Here is a 19,195-nt window from a genome sequence, read left to right as displayed (position 1 = left end):
TTCGTATCACGCCCGCAGGATGCGGCCGGCCACCGCATCGAGCTTCTTCAAAAGTTCGGGATCGCGCGCCTCGGGCGCGGTGATGAGCGCGGTGTCGAGCGCACGGTCCGAACCGATCGGACACGGCTCATGCTCGCGCGGGAAATCCTTGGCCAGCCGCGCCACCAGCGCCTTCGCCTTGTCGGCGTTCGAGCTGAGCACGCGGATGATGTCCTGCACGGTGACGGCGTCATGATCGGGATGCCAGCAGTCGAAATCCGTCACCATCGCGACGGTGGCGTAGCAAAGCTCGGCCTCTCGCGCGAGTTTCGCTTCTGGCATATTGGTCATGCCGATCACGGAATAGCCCAGTGTCTTGTAGGTCATGCTTTCCGCATAGGTGGAGAATTGCGGTCCCTCCATGCAGACATAGGTGCCGCCGCGCGCAAACGCGATGCCCTCGGCTTCAGCGGCCGCGGCAAGATGAATACGCAAGCGCGGCGAGACCGGGTGCGCCATCGACACATGCGCGACGCAGCCCCGGCCGAAGAACGAGCTCTCGCGCTTGTGGGTGCGATCGACGAACTGGTCGACGAGAACGAAGGTACCGGGCGGCAGCTCCTCCCTGAACGAGCCGCAGGCCGACAGGGAGATCAGATCGGTGACGCCGGCGCGCTTCAGGACGTCGATATTGGCGCGATAGTTGATGTCGGAAGGAGACAGCCGGTGGCCTTTGTCATGGCGCGGCAGGAACACGATCGGCAGGCCGGCCATGGAGCCGCGCCGCAAGGACGCCGACGGCTCACCCCAAGGGCTCTTGATCACCTCTTCGCGAGCGTCCTCGAGTCCCGGCAGATCGTAGATGCCGGAGCCGCCTATGATGCCCAGTACCGCCTGCGTCATGCCTGCTCCACCCCGTTCGCGCCATCGCGATCCCGTGGAGAAGCTATGCCAGTTTTGCGGCGCTTTTGGAACGGGGGTGGTGGGCGGGGTGTCGATGCTGTGAGGAGCGACGCCGCATATTCCGTGTCGTCCCGGAGGGGCTGACTAGGCCGCGGTCGCCGGCTGCAGCTGGGTCGCCACCATGCGCTCCAGCGTCTCGATGGACTGGAAGTTCTCCGGTGTGATCTCGGACTGGGGAATCGTGAAGTCGAACTCGGCTTCGACGCCGAGCATCAGATTGACCATGTCCATCGAGGTCAGGCCGACGTCGACGAGCTTGGCCTGCGGCGTGACGTCAGCGGCAAGCGAATTCTGTGCGAGAATGCCCTTCACCAGCTTGATGACACGATTGCGCAATTCGGTATCGAAGCCCTGCATCGGCAAATTCCCATCTGTCTGTTAAAGGTCGGACCGGTTGCCGGCTACGATGGGCACGGCGGGCCGATCCCGCAATGGACGCCACCATTACTTCGCGTTTCTTAGTAAACGATGACTCAGATTGTCTGGAATTCCGGCCTCTTACAGATCCCTAACGCGATCGCGGAAATACGGGCGATGCAAACAACCCGACCTTAACTGCTTGTTCGGAATTGGACTTTGTTTACCCTCTATTTCATCGACGAATTTGAATTAAATCCGTAGCCTCATCTCATAAGCAAAGATGGTCGGAGGATCGCTCAAGCGGCATCGCGAATGATGCCGGCGATCCTGAACGGCAAACCGGAGGCGGACGAGCATGAACGTGCGTGAAGCAGTCCTCACTGTCGACGAGACGCAGACGAGCTATCTCGAGCAGGGTCCTTCCCTCGTCGAGCGCACCGCCCGGACCGCCACCGCGGCGGCAGCCGACGCAGACGGGGTCGATCGCGACGCCCGCTTCCCTCACAAGGCTTTCGAGGTCGCGCGCGAGCAGAAGCTGCTCGGCGCCATGATCCCGGTCGAGTTCGGCGGCTTCGGCGCCTCGATCCACGACGTCACCGATATCTGCTACGCGCTCGGACGCGCCTGCGCCTCCACGGCGATGGTCTACGCGATGCACACGACAAAGGTCGCCTGCGTCGTCAGGCACGGTCACGGCATTCCCTGGATGGAAACCATGATGCGCCGGGTCGCGCGCGACCAGTGGCTGCTGGCCTCCTCCACCACCGAAGGGCAGAACGGCGGCAACATCCGCGCCAGCGCGGCTGCGGTCGACCACGCCGGCGATACCGTCTCGCTCGTGCGAGACGCCACCGTGATCTCCTACGGCGCCGAGGCCGACGGCCTCGTCACCATCGCCCGCCGCGCCACCAATGCTTCTGCGTCCGACCAGGTGCTGCTGGCGCTCGCCCGGGACGATTATTCGCTGAAGCGGACGCTGGGCTGGGAAACGCTCGGCATGCGCGGCACCTGTTCGACCGGTTTCGAGTTGAAGGTCGACTGCCCCGCCGACCGCGTCTTCCCGGAATCCTATGACAAGATCCACGCCCAGACCATGACGCCGTTCGCGCATCTGTGCTGGTCCTCGGCCTGGGCTGGTATCGCTGCAGCCGCAGTTACCCGTGCGCAGGCCTTCGTCCGCAAGGCGGCCCGCACCTCGGGTGGTCAGATGCCGCCGGCGGCCGCGCATTTCACCGCCGCCAAGATGTCGCTCGCCAAGCTGCGTGCACTGATATCAGCCAATATCGACACCTTCGCCCGTGCCGAACACGACGAACGGGCGCTCGGCTCGCTCGACTTCCAGTCTTCGATCACGCTTCTGAAGGTGCAGGCCTCGGAGCTCGCGGTCGAGACCGTGATGCATGCGATGCGCACCGCAGGCCTTTCCGGTTACCGCAACGACGGTGAGTTCACCATGGGCCGTCACCTGCGCGACGTGCTGTCATCGCCAATTATGATCAACAACGACCGCATTTTGGCCAATGCCGCGACATCGACCCTGATGAGCGGCGTGCCGACCAGCCTTCATGACTGACGTGCCTCTTCGTGCCTGACGTGCCTTGGCGTGACTGACGTACCTTGGCGACTAAACCAACAAGAACAATTTTGAGATAGCAGGACACCGAACCATGAACATTGCCGTCCTCCCCAATTCGCCCGAGACCGCGCCGCAAATGGCCGATCCGCTCGATCATCTCGCCGGCAAGCTGTTCCACTCCATGGGCTCGGACGGCGTCTACGCCCGCACCGCGCTCTATGAGGGAATCGTCGAGCGGCTCGCCGCACTGATCACGAGCCATCGCGAGGCCGGCACCGAGGTGATGCGCTTCCCGCCGGTGATGAGCCGTTCACAGCTCGAGAAGTCCGGCTATCTCAAGAGCTTTCCAAACCTGCTCGGCTGCGTATGTGGCCTGCACGGCACCGAGCGCGAGATCAACGCCGCGGTAAGCCGCTTCGATGCCGGCGGCGACTGGACCAGCTCGCTCTCGCCGGCAGACCTCGTGCTGTCGCCGGCGGCCTGCTATCCCGTCTATCCGATCGCGGCGAGCCGCGGCCCGCTGCCGAAGGGTGGCCTGCGTTTCGACGTCGCCGCCGACTGCTTCCGCCGTGAGCCGTCAAAACATCTCGACCGGCTGCAGTCGTTCCGGATGCGGGAATATGTCTGCATCGGCAGCCCCGATGACGTCGCCGATTTCCGCGAGCGCTGGATGGTGCGCGCGCAGGCGATCGCGACCGATCTCGGTCTCACCTTCCGCGTCGACTATGCCAGCGACCCCTTCTTCGGTCGCGTCGGCCAGATGAAGGCGGTGAGCCAGAAGCAGCAGCAGCTCAAGTTCGAGCTGCTGATCCCGCTGCGCTCGGAAGAGCAGCCGACCGCCTGCATGAGCTTCAACTATCACCGCGAGCATTTCGGCACGACCTGGGACATCCAGGACGCCAATGGCGAGCCAGCCCACACCGGCTGCGTCGCCTTCGGCATGGACCGCCTAGCCGTCGCCATGTTCCACACCCACGGCACCGACCTTTCCGCCTGGCCTGCCAAGGTGCGGGAGATCATGGGCCTGCAGTCGCGGGCCGCGGCCGATGCCCATGGCGAAGGCTGGCGCTAACGGAACGAGGCCGGTCATTTCCACGGGAAAAACGAGCGTGATCCACACCAAGGTCCGATGCCGCGAGATTACCGAGTCCGACGTCGAGGCAGTCGCGGACTTGCTGACGCGCGGCTTCGTGGGCCGCTCGCGCAACTACTGGATCCAGGGCCTGCGCCGGCAGGCCTTCCGGCCCGTGACGGAAGGTTACCCGCGCTTCGGCTACATGCTCGACAATGACGGCACGCCGGTCGGCGTGCTGCTTCTGATCTACACGGCGCGGAAGGACGGCGGCGAGACCGCCATCCACTGCAATTTGTCGAGCTGGTACGTCGATCCGGCCTACCGCAACTACGCCCCGCTCCTGACCAAGATCGCGCAGCGGCACAAGGACGTTACCTATCTCAACATCAGCCCGGCGCGGTGGACCTGGCCGATCATCGAGACGCAGGGCTTTCGCGCCTATTGCCGCGGCATATTCTTCTCGGTACCTGCGTTGGCGCGCGCGCCGCGCTGGAGCAAGATCGAGGTCATCTCGCAGCACGCCAAGATGATCGATGGACTTTCCGAACCCGAGACCGAGCTCTTGACGCGGCACGCGCGCTACAATTGCCTCAGCTTCGTGTGCCGCACGCCGAAGGGAACGTTCCCTTTCATCCTGCAACCGGTGCGCATCCGCCGCGGCTTCATTGCGCCTCCCGCGATGAAGCTGATCTACTGTCGCAACGCCGCCGAATACACCGAATGCGCAGGCCGCATCGGCCGGCTGCTGCTGCGGCTCGGCAAGATCTCGGTTGCCATCGATTCCAATGGCCCGGTTCCCGGCCTCGTCGGCATCTACACCGAGCGGCGTGGCCGCAAATATTTCAAGGGCCCGCACCGGCCGCAGCTCGCCGACCTCACTGATACGGAGCTCGTCCTGTACGGGCCGTAGAGCGGTACGGAGACTGCACTCTGGTCCCGTCATCCTGAGGTGTTCGCCGTGCGCAGCGCGGCGAGCCTCGAAGGATGGACGGTCGGGATGCAGCCGGGCCGTCGCCCTTCGAGGCCTCCGCTTCGCTCCGGCACCTCAGGATGACGGCGATAAGGTCCGGGCTGGTGGTAAGACCTCACCATTCAGATGTCGGCATACACGCCTCTCTGCACCGCTGGTCACCCTCCGTAAACTACGGCGCTTAAGGGAATTTTCCCGCCTCTTCGCTACCCTCAGCGACTGAATTACGCTGCGTTAAGTCTATTGCCCGCCGAGACCCCGCCGCCCCATGACGTCGATCCGCGCCAACGAGCTTGATGCACGCCGCGAAGAGGGCCCGGAGGCCCTCGTCGGACTGAGCCAGCTTGCGCTCGACCACATGGAGCAAGGCGTCTGCGTCTACGACGTCGCCAACCGGATCGTGCTGGTCAATCAGCGCTACCTCACGCTGTTCAACATGTCGGCCGAGATCGTGCGGGTCGGCACGAGCTATCGCGACGTGCTCGCTCATAGCGCCGAGCTCGGCAACTTCCCGGCGAACGACCTCGATGCGCTCTATGCCAGGCGCATGAAGCAGATCGCGGACGGTCAACCGTTCCGGACGGAGCAGCATCTGGCAAGCGGCCTCGTCATGGCACTCGAGCTGAAGCCGCTCCCCGGCGGCGGCTGGATGACGATCTGCGACGACGTCAGCCGCCTCGCCCGGCTCGAGGCGGAGCTGCACGTGCAGACCGAGCGCAGCCAGCACGCACTCGCGAACATGTCGCACGGGCTCATCATGTATGATTCCGACAGCCGCGTCGTCGTCTGCAACGAACGTTTCCTGAACCTCTACAATCTCGACCCGGAAATCGTGAAGCCGGGCGTCACGCACCGCAAGGCCATCGATCACTGGCTTTCGCGCGGCAACCTGCCAGGGATGTCGGCCGAGGAATTCCACGACACCAGGCTGAAGGACGTGTGCGCCAGGAAGGCAAAAACCCTGCTGGTGATGCGCTACGACGGACGGATGGTGCAGGCGGTCTCCCGGTTCCTGCCCGACGGCGGCTGGGTGACGGTGCACGAAGACGTCACCGAGCGGCTGCAATACGAGGAGACGCTGAGGCAGCAGAACTTCATCCTCGATGCCGCGCTGGAGAACATGGCGCACGGGCTCGCCTTCTACGACAGCGACATGCGCCTGCGCGTCTGCAATACCACCTACCGGAAGATCTATCGGCTGTCGCCGGAGGAGACCAAACCCGGCACGCATCTCGGCGAGCTGATCGAGCGCTCGATGACGAACGGCGCGTTCTCATCCGAATATAGTCCGCAGCAGCTCCTGGAAGCCGCCAGCGCGAGGATCGCCGACCGTGACCCCTCGCCGAGGCGTCGGCGCATGTCGAACGACACCATGATCTCGGTGCGCTATTGCGCGCTGGCCGAGGGCGGCTTCGTTGCCACCTATGAGGACATCACCGAGCGCGAGCACGCGGTCGAGGAGTTGAGCGAGCAGTACCGGCGCTTCGACGCGGCTCTGAACAACATGAGCCAGGGCCTGTGCATGCTTGATCCGAGCCTGCGCGTGATCGTCTGCAACCGCCGCTATATCGAGATGTACGGACTGTCGCCCGAATTGGTGAAGCCGGGCGTCTCGATGCGCGAGATCATGGAGCACAGCTGCGACCTCGGCATCCATCCGAATACCACCGCCGCGCGGCTCTATGCCGACTATGTCGAGAGGCTGCGCGAGGGCGAGCACACGCTGCACCACCATCTGAGCGACGGCCGCATCATCAAGCTCAATCACAAGCGAATGGAGCAAGGCGGCTGGGTCGTCACCTATGAGGACGTCACCGAGCGCCACAAGGCGCAGGCCCGCGTGGCGCACATGGCCCTGCACGATTCGCTCACTGACCTGCCCAACCGCACGCTGTTCCGCGAGAAGATGGGCGAGGGGCTGAACCAGGTCGCGATCGCCGGCGGCGCGATGGCGGTGCTGTGCTTCGACCTCGACAATTTCAAGACCGTCAACGACCGCCTCGGCCACGCGGCCGGCGACCGGCTGTTGCGCTGGGTCGCGGCGCGGCTGAAAGAGAATGTCGGCGAGCACGACACCGTCGCGCGGCTCGGCGGCGACGAATTCGCCGTTCTCCAGCGCGGACCGCAGCCGCAATCGGCGGAAAAGCTCGCACGCCGCCTGGTTGAGGTCATCGGTCACCCGCCGCCGCTGGAGAACCAGTCGATCCATGTCGGCGTCTCCGTCGGCATCGCAATCGCGCCCGAGCACGGGCTCGATGCCGACGAGCTGATGAAATGCGCCGACCTCGCGCTGTACCAGGCCAAGGCCAAGGGGCGCGGCGCCTATCAACTGTTCGAGCCAGAGATGGAGCAAGAGGCCCGGAGCCGGCACGCGCTGGAGCACGACCTGCACGGCGCGCTGGAGGCACGGGAATTCCACCTGGTGTTCCAGCCGCAGGTGCGGCTCGACTCGACCGAGCTCACCGGCTTCGAAGCGCTGCTGCGCTGGAAACATCCGTCGCGCGGCGTCGTATCGCCGGCCGAATTCATCCCGATCGCGGAAGAGAACGGGTTGATCGTTCCGATCGGCGAATGGGTGCTGCGCACGGCGTGCGCGACTGCCGTGTCCTGGCCCGATCTCACCGTCGCGGTGAACCTGTCGCCGGTGCAGTTCCGCGCGCGCGGGCTGGTGGCGATGGTCACGAGCGCGCTTGCGGAGGCCGGCCTGCCGCCGCACCGGCTCGAGCTCGAGGTCACCGAGACGGCGCTGCTCGACGACAGCGAGGCGACGATCGAGATCCTGCACCAGCTCCGCGCGTTAGGGGTGCGTGTCAGTCTCGACGATTTCGGCGTCGGCTATTCCTCGCTGAGCTATCTGCGCAAATTCCCGTTCGACCGCATCAAGATCGACCGCGCTCCTTCGTCGGCACCCTCGGCCAAAGCCCGGAGAGCGTGGCGATCGTCCGTACCATCGCCAGCCTTGGCTCGGTGCTCGGCGTCGAGACCACGGCGGAAGGTGTGGAGACGGCGGAGCAACTCGATTTCGTGCGCGAATGCGGCTGCACCGACGTGCAGGGATATTATTTCGGCAAGCCCTGCCCGGCCGCCGAAGTCGAGCGCATGATCGAGACGCTGAACGCAGTCCGCCGCGTGGCGTAAAGGCTCCGCCGACGGCAAATTCCGTATCTCGGCACGCTTCCAAACGACCAATTGTCGCACGTGCGTTTTTCGGCGGAATCACCATCTCGCCCCCGTGGAGCCGCCGTGCAACGCGCTTTTCTTCTCTCATGATTTCGAGGACAATCCCGTCATAACAATGAGAAACGGCGGCCCGAACGAGGCCGCTGCGAGGGAGGAATTTCGATGTCGCGATACGGGCTGAAGACAATCGCGTTTGCCGCCATGCATACCATCGTGAGCGCGTTGCTCGCAACCGCCGCCGGTGCGCAGGACTATCCCACCAAACCGGTGACGCTGATCGTGCCGTGGCCGGCCGGCGGATCGACCGACATCTCGATGCGCGCGATCGCCGACAGCGCCTCCAAGGTCCTGGGGCAGCCGATCGTGATCGACAACAAGGCGGGCGGCGGCGGCACGGTCGGACCTGCCACCATGGCCGCGGCCGCGAAGCCGGACGGCTACACCATCTCACAGCTTCCGATCACCGTCTTCCGCCTGCCCCTGATGCAGGAGGTGTCGTGGGATCCGGCAAAAGATTTTACCTACATCATTCATCTCACCGGCTACACCTTCGGCGTAACCACCAGCGCGGAGTCGCAGTTCAAGTCCTGGAAAGACGTGGTTGCGTTCGCGAAGGCAAATCCGGGCAAGGTGACCTACGCGACGCCGGGCACCGGCACCTCGCTTCATATCGGCATGGAGCAGATCGCCGCGATGTCCGGCATCAAGCTCACGCAGGTACCGTTCAAGGGCGGGGCAGAGACCAACGCCGCGGTACTCGGCCAACACACCATGCTGCAAGCCGACTCCACCGGTTGGCGGCCCTTGGTTGACGCCGGCAAGCTGAAGCTTCTCATGGTGTGGACCGGGGCGCGGTCGCCGAACTATCCTGACGTGCCGACGCTGAAGGAGCTCGGCTATCCCATGGTCTTTGATTCCCCGTTCGGCATCGCAGGACCCAAGGGCATGGATCCCAAGATCGTCGCCAAGCTGCACGACGCCTTCAAGAAGGCGGTCGAGGACCCCGCGGTGGTCGCCACGCTCGCCAAATACGACATGGTGCCGAGCTACAAGAATACCGAGGACTACAGGAAGTTCGTCGTCGAGGTCACGGAGTCAGAGCGCAAGGTGATCGACACGCTCGGGCTTGCGAAGAAGTAGGATTGAGCCACTTTTATGTCCCGGACGCGGTGCCGCGCTTCTCCAGCGCTGCGTCGCGTCCGGGATCTACATTTACCACGCATCTATGGACCCCGGATCTGCAGCGCACCGCCATAGCATGTCGAAGACGTGCGTGAACGCACTTATGGCGCTGCGCAGCGTCCGGGGAACGGCCGAGAGGGCGTCTATGAACGACAAAACCAACGTCAAACTCCGCCTCAACAACTCCGAACTCTGGGGCGGGTTGATCGGGCTCGCGCTGGGCGGCTTCGTGATCTGGCAGGGCGTTAAGCTCAAGCTCGGCACGATCAACGACCCCGGCTCCGGCTACGTGCTGTTCTACACGGGCATCTTGATGTGCGTGTTCGCGGTCAGCATTATCATTTCGGCCATCACGGAGGGCGGCCCGACGTTGGCCTCACGCTGGGATAATGTGAGCTGGGGCAAACCACTCCTCGTCATCGCCTGCCTCACCGCATTCTCCTTTGCCCTGGAGCCGCTGGGATTCCTGTTATCGTCGATCCCGTTGATGCTGCTCTTGTTACGGTTGATCGATCCCGTGCGCTGGACACTGGCGATCCCGGTCGCGGTGCTGGTGCCGCTCGGGATGTGGTGGGTGCTCGAGCGGGTGCTGCTGATCCAGTTGCCCTCGGGCCTGTTCGGGATGGGTTAGCCGCATGGACACGCTCGTCAACGTCGCGCACGGGTTTGGCGTCGCGCTGCTACCGATCAACCTGCTCTATTGCTTCATTGGCGTCTTCATCGGCACGCTGGTCGGCGTACTGCCGGGCATCGGACCGATCTCGGCGATGTCGCTGTTGCTTCCGGTGACGCTGTCGGGAACGCCGGAGTCCGGCATCATCATGATGGCGGGCATCTATTACGGCTCGATGTATGGCGGCTCGACCACCTCGATCCTGGTCAACATCCCCGGCGAAGCCGCTTCCGTCGTCACCTGTATCGACGGCCACCAGATGGCGAAGCAGGGCCGAGCTGGCCCTGCGCTGGGCATCTCTGCCTTCGGTTCCTTCATCGCCGGCACGTTTTCGCTGGTCGCGCTGATGCTGGTGGCGCCTCGGCTTGCGGGCATTGCGATCGCGTTTGGCCCGGCCGAGTATTTCAGCCTGATGGTGCTGGGCCTCGTGGTGCTCACCTTCCTCACCCAGGGCTCGATGCCGAAGGCGCTGTTGATGGCATGCACGGGTGTCGTGCTCGGACTGATCGGGCTCGACAGCATCACGGCGCAGCCGCGGCTGACATTCGGCCGCATGGAGCTGATCGACGGTATCGGACTCGTCCCCGTCGTGATGGGCCTGTTCGGGGTCGCCGAGGTGCTACTCAACATCGAGCAGGCGATCAAGCGCGACATCATCAACGCCAGGATTACGCAACTCCTGCCCACCAAGGCCGATTGGCAGGCGAGCGCCGGCCCGGTCGCGCGCGGCACCTTGCTCGGCTTCCTGCTCGGCATCCTGCCGGGCGGTGGCGCGGTGGTGGCTTCGTTCGCGTCCTATGCGCTGGAGAAGCGGCTGTCGAAAACGCCGGAGCGTTTTGGCCATGGCGCGATCGAAGGCGTCGCAGGCCCCGAATCCGCCAACAACGCGGCAGCCGGCGGCGCGTTCATCCCACTGATGACGCTGGGCATCCCGCCAAACGTGGTGATGGCGCTACTCCTCGGCGCTTTCGTTATCCACGGCCTTCAGCCGGGACCGCTGCTGATCACGCAAAACCCCGGTCTGTTCTGGGGCATCGTCGCCAGCATGTATATCGGCAACGTCATGTTGCTGATCCTCAATCTGCCGATGATCGGCATGTGGGTGCAGCTGCTCAAGCTGCCCTACAACATTCTCTTCCCCCTGATCATCCTGTTCACGATCATCGGCGTGTACTGCTCGAGCAACAACGTGTTCGACGTCTATGTGATGATCGCATTCGGTATCATCGGCTATTTCATGCGCAAGCTCGGCTACGAGCCGGCCCCGCTGGTGCTCGCCTTCGTGCTCGGACCGATGCTGGAGAACAATCTGCGCAAGTCGCTGATCCTGTCGCAGGGCGACCTCTGGACCTTTGTGCAGCGGCCGATCTCGGCGGCGTGTCTCGTACTGGCGCTGGTGCTGCTGGTCGCGCCGCTGTTGCCGGCGCTGCGCAAAAAGCGCGAGCTGGTGGCGCTGGATGAAGGGGCGTGAGGGTTTTGTCTCAGCCTGCCGCAGGCAGCACGTTATCCGGCGACGCGCTCCACGGACGGTCGGCCGACGCGAGCCCGATCAAACGGCCCTGGATGTAGTCGCAGCCCCAGTCGCGCAGCATGTTTGCGGCCTCTTCGTCCTGCACCCATTCGGCCACCGTCTTGATGTCGAGGCGGCGGGCGAGGTCGATCAGGGTCTGCACGAAGGCGCGGTCGTCGGCGGAATGGGTGATGTTCTGCACGAAGGCGCCGTCGATCTTCACGATATCGACGCCGAGCTTGCGCAGATTGCGGAACGAGGTGTAGCCGGCGCCGAAATCGTCGATGGCGATGCGGCTGCCGAAATTCTTCAGCCGCGTGACGAAGCCGCGTACGTCGTCGATGTCCTGGATCGCGACCGTCTCGGTGATCTCGACGATCAGACGCTCGGCAACACCGGGATGCGCGCGCATCAGCGATTCGATGCTGGCCCACCAGTCCGGATCCATCGTCGTGTCTGGCGAGATGTTGAGGCTGAGGCAGATGTCAGGCGCGGCCGCGAGCTCGGCGACCACGAGCTCGAGCACGCGGTGATCGACCAGGCGGATCAGGCCGAGCCGCTCAGCGACCGGCACGATATCGGGCGCGAGCAGCACCTGGCCGCCGCCCTGGTCCATCCGCACCAGGCATTCGTGGAACGCGCGCTCGCGCGAGGCGGCCGAGACCACCGGCTCATAGGCGAGCTTGATACGGCGCTCGTTCAGCGCGGTGACGATCTCGTCGGTAACGCGGATGTTGACGCGGCGCTGCGCGTCGCGCGCGGCATCGGGACGCCAGGTCGCGAACGAACCCACGCGGCGTTGTTTTGCGGCGTCCAGCGTCTCGTGGGCGCGATTGACGGCCTCGTCGGGTGTTGCGGGCATAGCGCGGCACGCTGACCGCGCCGATCGAGGCGGTGACCGACACCGGGCCGGATTTGGTCGGCACCACCTCGTCGCGGATGCCGGCGAGGAAGCGCTCGGCGGCGACGTTCATGTCGTCGACGGTGCAGTTCTTCAGGATCAGGCCGAACTTGTTGCCGGAGAAGCGGCCGAGCACATCGCCGCCGCGCAAGCGCGCACGGATGCGCTTGGCGACGTCGAGGATCACGGCATCGGCAACGTCGAAACCGAAGGCGTCGTTGACGCGCGCGAGATGATCGATGCCGACCAGCATGAAGGCCGCGGTCGACCGGAAACGGGTCGTCTCCTCGATCGCCTCGGCCAGCGCCGCGATCAGATGCGAGCGATTGAGCTCGCCGGTCAGCGGATCGAGCCGGGCCAGCTTCGTCAGTTCCTCGTCGCGGGCGTGGCGCTCATTGTTGATGCGGACGGAGCCGATCGCGCGCACCGGCCGACCATCGGGTCCCGAGAACCAGCGGCCGGTCTCTTCGATCCAGACCACGGGATCGGCAGCGCTCATGCGCACACCGTACTCGACCCGGTAGGGCGTGCCGTCGGCGCCGTGCACGGCGGAGGTCTGCGCCAGCGCAGCGGTCCGCAGCGATTGTGCGGGCTCGATCAGCTTGGCGAATTCGGTGCCGGTGGCCAGCCGCTCGGCGGGAATTCCGGGGAAGATGGCGCTGACCTGCTCACCCCAGACCATTGCATCGCTGGCGATGTCCCAGGCGAACACGGCTTGGCCAAGGGCGGCCAGGATGTCGGAGGCTTGCGGCAATGCGGGGGTCAAAATCGCCTCGTTTCGGGACAGCGGGGAGTCCTGAGTCGGCACAGGATAAAGCCAGATTCGCCATTGACCCTAGGCAAAGTTGATAAACAATTTGGAAACCACGTTTCCTCACGCCGCAGGAACCAAACCGGCCCGTCCGGCATAGGCCTTGCGAGTACATGACACGCACCGGCGCCAGCGTCCCGAAACGCGACAGGCTTGCCGGATCAACGGTGATAGCGATGTTGAGTACGAACCGATCGGACCAGGCGGACAACGGCACGAGCACGGCCCTGGTGCCGCAGCTGCCGATTTTGCAGTGGGTCCACAAGGCGCCGCTGCCGCGCCCCGATCCCAGCTTCGTCACCCAGCTCATTGCCAATGCCGAGAACCTGCCCCAGACGAGCCGGCTCCGCCGTGCGTCTTCCGAGGATGCGCAGGTAGCCTATGGCAGCAAGCATCCGCTTCCGAGCGTCACCGCGCGCACGCGGCAGGTGGCTTGAAGTAGATCAGCGCGGCGCGTCGGGAGACGACGGCGTGCCGTTGCCGGGCTGAAGATGCGGCGAGGGGATTTCCGGCGAGGACGTGCTCTGAGCCGGCTTCGGCGCGGGGTGATCGATCAGCACGGATTCGGCGACCGACTGCGCGGAGGGTGCGGATGCGGGCGGCACCGCCGGCGCAGAGACGGGCTCGAACTTGGACTCGACCACCGCTTCATCGGCTGCCACTTCAGCCTGGCGCCTGGCCTTGCGCGATGCCGGCACAGTCTCGGCGACATAGGCGCCGCGGCGGCGCGTGCGCTGGGCGATGCCGCCGAGGAAGTCGGCCATCGCGAGCAGCACCAAAAGGAAATAGGTGGAGTTGCCGAATTTCGGCCACATCACGAATTCGGCCGCAGCCGCGCCGAACACGATCAGCGACAGCAAATGATCCATCAGGAATTTCGAGCCGGGCCGCGCGCCCTTGACCACCTCGAGCAGCAACAGCACGACGCCAAGCGCGAGCATCACGTCGGCGAGTGTGACCGGCCAGGCCTCGCCCGTGATCATCGGAACCTTGAACAGCACGTCCGTAAAGGACACGCTCGGCATCAGGAAGGCGATGATGTTGTAGACCGCGAGCGGGATCAGAAGCAGCGGGAAACCGACCATCGGCGAATGCCTTCTCGATCAAGATATCCAGACAGGACAATGCGGCGGCGAAGCATTCGCTCCGCCGCCGTCACTGTCATATCTCATGGGTTGGCCGAAATCAGGCAGGCGAAATCATCCTGCCTGGGGAAAGGTCCTGAATTCAGGACTCTTTCTTCTTCAGGACCTGACGGCCCTTGTACATGCCGGTCTTGAGGTCGAGATGATGCGGACGACGGAGCTCGCCGGAGTCCTTGTCTTCCACATAGGTCGGCTTCTTGATGGCGTCTGCCGAGCGGCGCATGCCACGACGCGACGGCGAGGTTTTTCTTCTCGGAACGGCCATTTCAATATCCTCTAGGGATTGGTGTTTCGGGGCATCGTCCGCGAGGGGACGGCTCAGCACCCGCAAACCGAGGCGAGCTGAATGCCGGTCAAGGCCGGGCTTATAAAGGAAGGCCGGCCTTAAATCTAGGGTTCTGGGACGGAAAATGCGCCCGAAAAGGACCCGAAATCAGCGATTTTCCCGCCAGCAGGTCGAAAGCGAGCTGGCCTGCGCCCGCGCAACATAGGTCCCGGCCAGCCGCCGGACGCCCGGTCCCGGCGTCCTGGCGCTACGTTTGACCGGATTCGGCAGGATTGAGGCCAAAAGGGCGGCCTCCCGGAGGGAAAGACTGGCGGCTGACTTGCCGAAGGCATAGGTGCTGGCCGCCTCCACCCCAAACTGGCCCTGCGGTCCCAGTTCGGCGATGTTGAGGTAGATCTCCAGGATCCGCGCCTTGGGCAGGACCAAGTCGATCCACAGCGCCAGCGGGAATTCCAGCGCCTTGCGGACAAAATCGCGCCCCTGCCAGAGGAACAGGTTTTTCGCCAGCTGCTGGGTGATGGTGGAAGCGCCCCGGAACGGGGTGCCGTCCTCCTGCGCGTCGTCGATGGCCTCACGCAGCGCGCCCCAGTCGATGCCGTGATGCTTGCAGAAATGGGCGTCCTCGGCCGCCACCACCGAGCGCGGCAGTGAGGGCGACATCGCCGCCAGATCGATCCACTCCCGCTGCATCGGCGCGGCCCGGAGCGAGCGCCATGCCATCAGCGTCGAAACGGGATGGCCAATGCGGTAGAACGGCGCGATCACATAGGGCGCGAGAGCCGCGACCACGAGCACCAGGAGAACGGTTTTGACGACGCGCAAATCAACCTTTCCGGCGCAGAACGTAACGCGGCCACGGGCCCGGCATTAAGTCTGTGATAATTCGGGCGTTTTCCAGCACTTTTTAGGCCTTCCAAACGATTGACTGAGGCGGGCGCATAAAGGATTGTCCCGCCGAATTTTAGTTCTGGAGCCCTTCTTGATGACCGGCACGTCCCCGTCCGATTTCGCCAAACGTCTGGACAAGACCGCTGATGACACCGAGGCGCTGCTCGGGCGCCTGTTGGCGGACGACATCCTGCCCGATGAGATCGCCCGGCCCAAGCGACTGATGGACGCAATGCGCTATTCGAGCCTCAACGGCGGCAAGCGCCTGCGGCCGTTCCTGGTGGTCGAGAGCGCCGCCGTGTTCGGCGTGCCCCGCGAAGCCGCGCTGCTCGCTGGTGCGGCGCTCGAATGCATCCACTGCTATTCGCTGATCCATGACGATCTTCCGGCGATGGACAATTCGGACCTGCGCCGCGGCCGCCCGACCCTGCACAAGAAGACCGACGACGCCACCGCGATCCTTGCCGGCGACGGCCTCTTGACGCTCGCCTTCGACATCATCACCCGCGACGAGATTCATCGCGATGCCAATGTGCGGCTCCTGCTGACGCGCGCGCTGGCGCGCTGCGCCGGCATCGGCGGCATGGTCGGCGGCCAGATCCTCGATCTCGCCGGCGAAGGCCGCTTTGGCGACCGCGAGCCGGTGGACGTGGCGCGTCTTCAGCAGATGAAGACCGGTGCGCTGCTGCGTTACGGCTGCATCGCCGGGGCGATCCTCGGCCAGGCCTCGCAAAAGGAATATCAGGCGCTCGACGATTACGGTCGCGCACTCGGCGAAGCCTTCCAGATCGCCGACGATCTGCTCGACGTCGAAGGCGACGCGGCTGCGCTCGGCAAGCCCTCGGGCCAGGACGCAGCGATGGGCAAGACCACCTTCGTCACGCAACTCGGCCTCGAAGGCGCCAAACAGCGCGTCCGCGACTTGCTCGCGCGGGCCGACAGCGCCGTGTCGATCTTCGGCGATCGGGCCGCCGTGCTGCAAGCGGCTGCGCGGTTCGTGGCCGAACGGAAGAGCTGATAGCGCTATGGCAAGCGGCAGCAAGGAAGATCTTGCCCTCGCTCGCTTCCGCAAGATGTCGAGGCCGGTGCGCCTGGTGTATGCGCGGCCGCGAACGTTCATATCGCTTGCCGTCGGTATCCTCGTCTGCCTGCTCATACCGGATTCGTACCGGCTGACGACGCGGCTTGTGCTTGGCTGGGATGCACTGATCGCGGTCTATCTCGTGCTGGTCTACGCGATGATGCTTTGCAACGACCACCAGCACATCCGCCGCGCCGCGGCGATGCAGGACGACGGCCGCTTCGTGATCCTGCTGGTGACGGCGACCGGTGCCTTCGCCAGCATCGCCGCGATTGTCGCCGAACTCGGCGTCCACCGCGGCGCCGCGGAGCTGACCATTGCGATCACCACCATCGCGCTGTCCTGGGCCGCCGTGCACACGACTTTCGCGCTGCATTACGCGCACGACTATTATCGTCACGCCACGCCGGGCGGCCTTCAGTTTCCAAGCGGCGACAAGGAAGACCATGCTGACTATTGGGACTTCGTCTATTTCTCGTTCGTGATCGGCATGACCGCGCAGGTCTCCGACGTCGGCATCACCGACAAGACCATCCGCCGCACCGCCACCGCGCATGGCATCGTGTCATTCATCTACAACACGGCCTTGCTGGCGCTGACGGTGAACATCGCGGCGAGTGCAATCGCGACTTGATCCCGTCGTCCCGGCGAAAGCCCGGACGACCCGGTAGTGTCAGTTACACACCTCGACATTTGCATCGTTGCCGGGGCCGCCGCCGCCGCGATATTCGAGATGGCAGCCGCGGTTGACCGCACGACAGCCGCCGTTATTACAGAATAGCTGTCCGCCACCTGCGGCTCGGCCGGCGCCGGCCGCAGCCGCAATGCCGGCAGCGCCACCAAAGCCGCCCGCCGCACCGGCACCTGCGCCGCCTGCCTGACGACGCTGCCGCACCGGATGGTCTTCGCCGTCGTCGCGTCGCGAGGTCGCGGGCTTGGAAGCCGTGGGCTTTGCGGCACGCTTCTTCTCGCATTCATTGTCGTCGTTCAGCGCATAGCCGTCGCCGCAGACGATCCTGGTGCACTTGTCGCCGTCGGCCTTGAAGCCGTGCTCGCAAACCATCGGACAGACGCGCGACTGTTTTGACTTGACCGTGTCGAGTGCATCGGTGCTCGCCACCTTCACGTCGAGCTTGGTGCCGGCATAGCGGTTGAACTGCGACAACGACCGCTGCGCGGACGTCGTCCAGTTGCCGTCGGCAGCACCGGAGAAGCAGCCAACGCGACCGAGCTCGGCCTGCACCGAGCGGCTGAGATCGGCCGGCGCAGTGGCCGGCGTCAGCGATGCGACGTTGGTGCCGGCAGGGCTCGCCGTGCTGGCGGGCGCAGCACTTGGCGCCGTGGCGGCGAGATTGACGCGTTGCTGCTCGGCAGCGGCCGCCTGCTGCTGCGCCTGCTCTTTGGCCTTCTGCGCGGAAAGCTGCACTTGCTCCGCGGCCTTCGCATCGGCGGCTGCCTTGGCCTGCGCATCCTTCTGCGCACCGACAGCAGCAAGGCGATCGCGCTCGGCCTCGGCCTGCTTCGCCTTCTCGGTGGCCGCCGCATGAGCCTGCTCGGCGCCGATTTTTTCGAGCTGAAGCTTGGCGAGGCTCGAATAGAAACCGTCGGGGTGCTGGGCGAGGAAGGCATCCCACGCCGGCCTGTTGCCGACCTGCAGCGCGAGCTCGTAATCGCGGCGGATGTCGGCCTGCGGATTCAGCGCAGGCGCAGCCGGAGCCGCAGCGGCGACCTTGACCGGGCACCAGCGGCACGTCCTCGCCGCCGAGCGAACCATAGACGAACGGCTCTTGCTTGTTGCCGGTCGACTTGAGCACGTCGTCACGCACGAAGCCGAAGGCGCGGCGAATGTCGAGGCCCGGTGTCGTCAGATGCTTCGACAGCGCCATGGTAAAGGGGCTGTTGGCGCCGTCGCCGTCCTGCGCCGTGAAGCCGGCCTTGGCCGAATAGGCGATCAGCGTGTTGGGGCTGGTCGGCTCGACCTGGACGAGGCCGCGGCCGATGCCGCGCGAGGCGACCGTGCGCTTCATGGTCTTGCCGAACGGATTGTCACGGCAGGCGTCCAGGATCACCAGTCGAAGCTGCTTGGCCGGTTCGACCGCGACCAGGACGCGATCGAGGGAGAGCGCCTCGTCAAAGACGTCGGTGTCACGCTCCAGCTTGGCATCGACAGGGATCAGATAGTTCGAGCCTTCGACTTCGATGCCGTGGCCGGCATAGTAGACCACGGCGATGTCGGCATCGCGGGTCCCGTCGGCGATTTCGCGCAGCACACGCCGGGTCTCCAGCGCCGTCAGATCGTGCCGGGAATCGACGATGTCAAAGCCGGCCTCTTTCAGTGTCCTGGCCATCACCGAACCGTCATTGATAGGGTTCGTAAGCGACGGCGCGTGCTGATAGGCCGAGTTGGCGATCACCAGCGCGACGCGCTTCCCGGCCAAAGCGGGCCCGGCGCCGAATAGCAGCGCGACCGCGAGGAGAAGTAGGCAAAGTCTGAGCGATTTGCGCATGACCCGACTTCCGGGTTCAGGGCAGTTCGAGCCCCCTTGGGATGGCTTTAGCAGGGTCCGCCGCGGGCGATGGAGGTCACGAAGGTGGCACCGGCGGCAGGCCGAAAA

At 64.8% G+C, this 19,195-nt stretch carries 15 protein-coding genes and 3 pseudogenes; 11 read left to right on the top strand and 7 right to left on the bottom strand.

Annotation, left to right across the window (positions count from 1 at the left end):
- Window positions 1-6: 6 nt before the first annotated feature.
- Together ACVWYI_RS04605 and ACVWYI_RS04600 are read right to left on the bottom strand one after the other, a co-directional pair.
- Window positions 7-882: an S-methyl-5'-thioadenosine phosphorylase gene (locus tag ACVWYI_RS04605; protein ID WP_456661344.1), complete on the bottom strand. Its 876-nt coding sequence runs from the start codon at window positions 880-882 to the stop codon at window positions 7-9.
- A gap of 144 nt (window positions 883-1,026) precedes the next feature.
- Entirely contained in the window at window positions 1,027-1,299 is a 273-nt protein-coding gene (locus tag ACVWYI_RS04600; RefSeq protein WP_247351734.1) for a phosphopantetheine-binding protein, read from the bottom strand.
- Window positions 1,300-1,657: 358 nt separating this feature from the next.
- On the opposite strand from ACVWYI_RS04600, the gene ACVWYI_RS04595 reads away from it, so the two are divergent.
- The 8 genes and pseudogenes from ACVWYI_RS04595 (at window position 1,658) to ACVWYI_RS04560 (ending at window position 11,429) form a co-directional block, all read left to right on the top strand.
- Window positions 1,658-2,875 (top strand): acyl-CoA dehydrogenase family protein, encoded by a 1,218-nt coding sequence (locus tag ACVWYI_RS04595; RefSeq protein ID WP_456661343.1) that lies wholly within the window; start codon window positions 1,658-1,660, stop codon window positions 2,873-2,875.
- Window positions 2,876-2,969: 94 nt separating this feature from the next.
- Window positions 2,970-3,950: an amino acid--[acyl-carrier-protein] ligase gene (locus ACVWYI_RS04590; RefSeq protein ID WP_456661342.1), complete on the top strand. Its 981-nt coding sequence runs from the start codon at window positions 2,970-2,972 to the stop codon at window positions 3,948-3,950.
- Between the two features lie 37 nt (window positions 3,951-3,987).
- Window positions 3,988-4,863: an acyl-CoA acyltransferase gene (locus ACVWYI_RS04585; RefSeq protein WP_456661341.1), complete on the top strand. Its 876-nt coding sequence runs from the start codon at window positions 3,988-3,990 to the stop codon at window positions 4,861-4,863.
- Window positions 4,864-5,191: 328 nt separating this feature from the next.
- Window positions 5,192-7,759, top strand: a pseudogene (locus tag ACVWYI_RS04580) (PAS-domain containing protein); the annotation flags it as partial.
- A 95-nt stretch (window positions 7,760-7,854) separates the two neighbouring features.
- Window positions 7,855-8,061 (top strand): EAL domain-containing protein, encoded by a 207-nt coding sequence (locus tag ACVWYI_RS04575; RefSeq protein ID WP_456661340.1) that lies wholly within the window; start codon window positions 7,855-7,857, stop codon window positions 8,059-8,061.
- A gap of 204 nt (window positions 8,062-8,265) precedes the next feature.
- Window positions 8,266-9,243 carry a tripartite tricarboxylate transporter substrate binding protein gene (locus ACVWYI_RS04570; protein WP_247442130.1) on the top strand — a complete coding sequence of 326 codons (978 nt, stop codon included), beginning with the start codon at window positions 8,266-8,268 and terminating at the stop codon, window positions 9,241-9,243.
- A 187-nt stretch (window positions 9,244-9,430) separates the two neighbouring features.
- Window positions 9,431-9,916 carry a tripartite tricarboxylate transporter TctB family protein gene (locus ACVWYI_RS04565; RefSeq protein WP_247351720.1) on the top strand — a complete coding sequence of 162 codons (486 nt, stop codon included), beginning with the start codon at window positions 9,431-9,433 and terminating at the stop codon, window positions 9,914-9,916.
- A 4-nt stretch (window positions 9,917-9,920) separates the two neighbouring features.
- A complete protein-coding gene (locus ACVWYI_RS04560) occupies window positions 9,921-11,429 on the top strand; it encodes a tripartite tricarboxylate transporter permease (protein WP_354048114.1) in 1,509 nt (502 codons plus the stop codon).
- A 10-nt stretch (window positions 11,430-11,439) separates the two neighbouring features.
- Here ACVWYI_RS04560 and ACVWYI_RS04555 read toward each other — a convergent pair.
- A pseudogene (locus ACVWYI_RS04555) lies at window positions 11,440-13,135 on the bottom strand (putative bifunctional diguanylate cyclase/phosphodiesterase).
- 221 nt (window positions 13,136-13,356) lie between these two features.
- Here ACVWYI_RS04555 and ACVWYI_RS04550 point away from each other — a divergent pair.
- Window positions 13,357-13,617, top strand: coding sequence for a hypothetical protein (locus tag ACVWYI_RS04550; protein ID WP_456661339.1), 261 nt, complete (start codon window positions 13,357-13,359; stop codon window positions 13,615-13,617).
- 6 nt (window positions 13,618-13,623) lie between these two features.
- Here the strand turns inward: ACVWYI_RS04550 and ACVWYI_RS04545 are convergent, their stop codons facing one another.
- The 3 genes from ACVWYI_RS04545 to mtgA all read right to left on the bottom strand — a co-directional run bounded on the left by ACVWYI_RS04545 (window position 13,624) and on the right by mtgA (window position 15,433).
- Window positions 13,624-14,265 (bottom strand): hypothetical protein, encoded by a 642-nt coding sequence (locus ACVWYI_RS04545; RefSeq protein WP_354048111.1) that lies wholly within the window; start codon window positions 14,263-14,265, stop codon window positions 13,624-13,626.
- Between the two features lie 142 nt (window positions 14,266-14,407).
- Window positions 14,408-14,590 carry a 50S ribosomal protein L32 gene (gene rpmF / locus ACVWYI_RS04540; RefSeq protein ID WP_007598106.1) on the bottom strand — a complete coding sequence of 61 codons (183 nt, stop codon included), beginning with the start codon at window positions 14,588-14,590 and terminating at the stop codon, window positions 14,408-14,410.
- Window positions 14,591-14,758: 168 nt separating this feature from the next.
- Window positions 14,759-15,433: a monofunctional biosynthetic peptidoglycan transglycosylase gene (gene mtgA / locus ACVWYI_RS04535; protein WP_456661338.1), complete on the bottom strand. Its 675-nt coding sequence runs from the start codon at window positions 15,431-15,433 to the stop codon at window positions 14,759-14,761.
- A gap of 160 nt (window positions 15,434-15,593) precedes the next feature.
- On the opposite strand from mtgA, the gene ACVWYI_RS04530 reads away from it, so the two are divergent.
- Window positions 15,594-16,517 (top strand): polyprenyl synthetase family protein, encoded by a 924-nt coding sequence (locus ACVWYI_RS04530; protein ID WP_247351710.1) that lies wholly within the window; start codon window positions 15,594-15,596, stop codon window positions 16,515-16,517.
- Window positions 16,518-16,524: 7 nt separating this feature from the next.
- Window positions 16,525-17,214, top strand: coding sequence for a DUF1345 domain-containing protein (locus ACVWYI_RS04525; RefSeq protein WP_456661337.1), 690 nt, complete (start codon window positions 16,525-16,527; stop codon window positions 17,212-17,214).
- Between the two features lie 39 nt (window positions 17,215-17,253).
- Here ACVWYI_RS04525 and ACVWYI_RS04520 read toward each other — a convergent pair.
- Window positions 17,254-19,087: pseudogene (locus tag ACVWYI_RS04520) on the bottom strand (caspase family protein).
- Between the last annotated feature and the right edge of the window lie 108 nt (window positions 19,088-19,195).

Source organism: Bradyrhizobium sp. LB13.1, assembly GCF_054056815.1.
This window is presented reverse-complemented; position numbering and strand designations above follow the sequence as displayed.

Excerpts from the sequence above, each read along its gene's own strand:
- ACVWYI_RS04600 (WP_247351734.1), bottom strand. The coding sequence starts at position 1,299 with ATGCAGGGCTTCGATACCGAATTGCGCAATCGTGTCATCAAGCTGGTG.
- ACVWYI_RS04605 (WP_456661344.1), bottom strand. The coding sequence starts at position 882 with ATGACGCAGGCGGTACTGGGCATCATAGGCGGCTCCGGCATCTACGAT.
- ACVWYI_RS04530 (WP_247351710.1), top strand. The coding sequence starts at position 15,594 with ATGACCGGCACGTCCCCGTCCGATTTCGCCAAACGTCTGGACAAGACC.
- rpmF (WP_007598106.1), bottom strand. The coding sequence starts at position 14,590 with ATGGCCGTTCCGAGAAGAAAAACCTCGCCGTCGCGTCGTGGCATGCGC.
- ACVWYI_RS04570 (WP_247442130.1), top strand. The coding sequence starts at position 8,266 with ATGTCGCGATACGGGCTGAAGACAATCGCGTTTGCCGCCATGCATACC.
- ACVWYI_RS04550 (WP_456661339.1), top strand. The coding sequence starts at position 13,357 with ATGTTGAGTACGAACCGATCGGACCAGGCGGACAACGGCACGAGCACG.
- ACVWYI_RS04565 (WP_247351720.1), top strand. The coding sequence starts at position 9,431 with ATGAACGACAAAACCAACGTCAAACTCCGCCTCAACAACTCCGAACTC.
- ACVWYI_RS04525 (WP_456661337.1), top strand. The coding sequence starts at position 16,525 with ATGGCAAGCGGCAGCAAGGAAGATCTTGCCCTCGCTCGCTTCCGCAAG.
- ACVWYI_RS04560 (WP_354048114.1), top strand. The coding sequence starts at position 9,921 with ATGGACACGCTCGTCAACGTCGCGCACGGGTTTGGCGTCGCGCTGCTA.
- ACVWYI_RS04595 (WP_456661343.1), top strand. The coding sequence starts at position 1,658 with ATGAACGTGCGTGAAGCAGTCCTCACTGTCGACGAGACGCAGACGAGC.
- ACVWYI_RS04545 (WP_354048111.1), bottom strand. The coding sequence starts at position 14,265 with ATGGTCGGTTTCCCGCTGCTTCTGATCCCGCTCGCGGTCTACAACATC.
- ACVWYI_RS04590 (WP_456661342.1), top strand. The coding sequence starts at position 2,970 with ATGAACATTGCCGTCCTCCCCAATTCGCCCGAGACCGCGCCGCAAATG.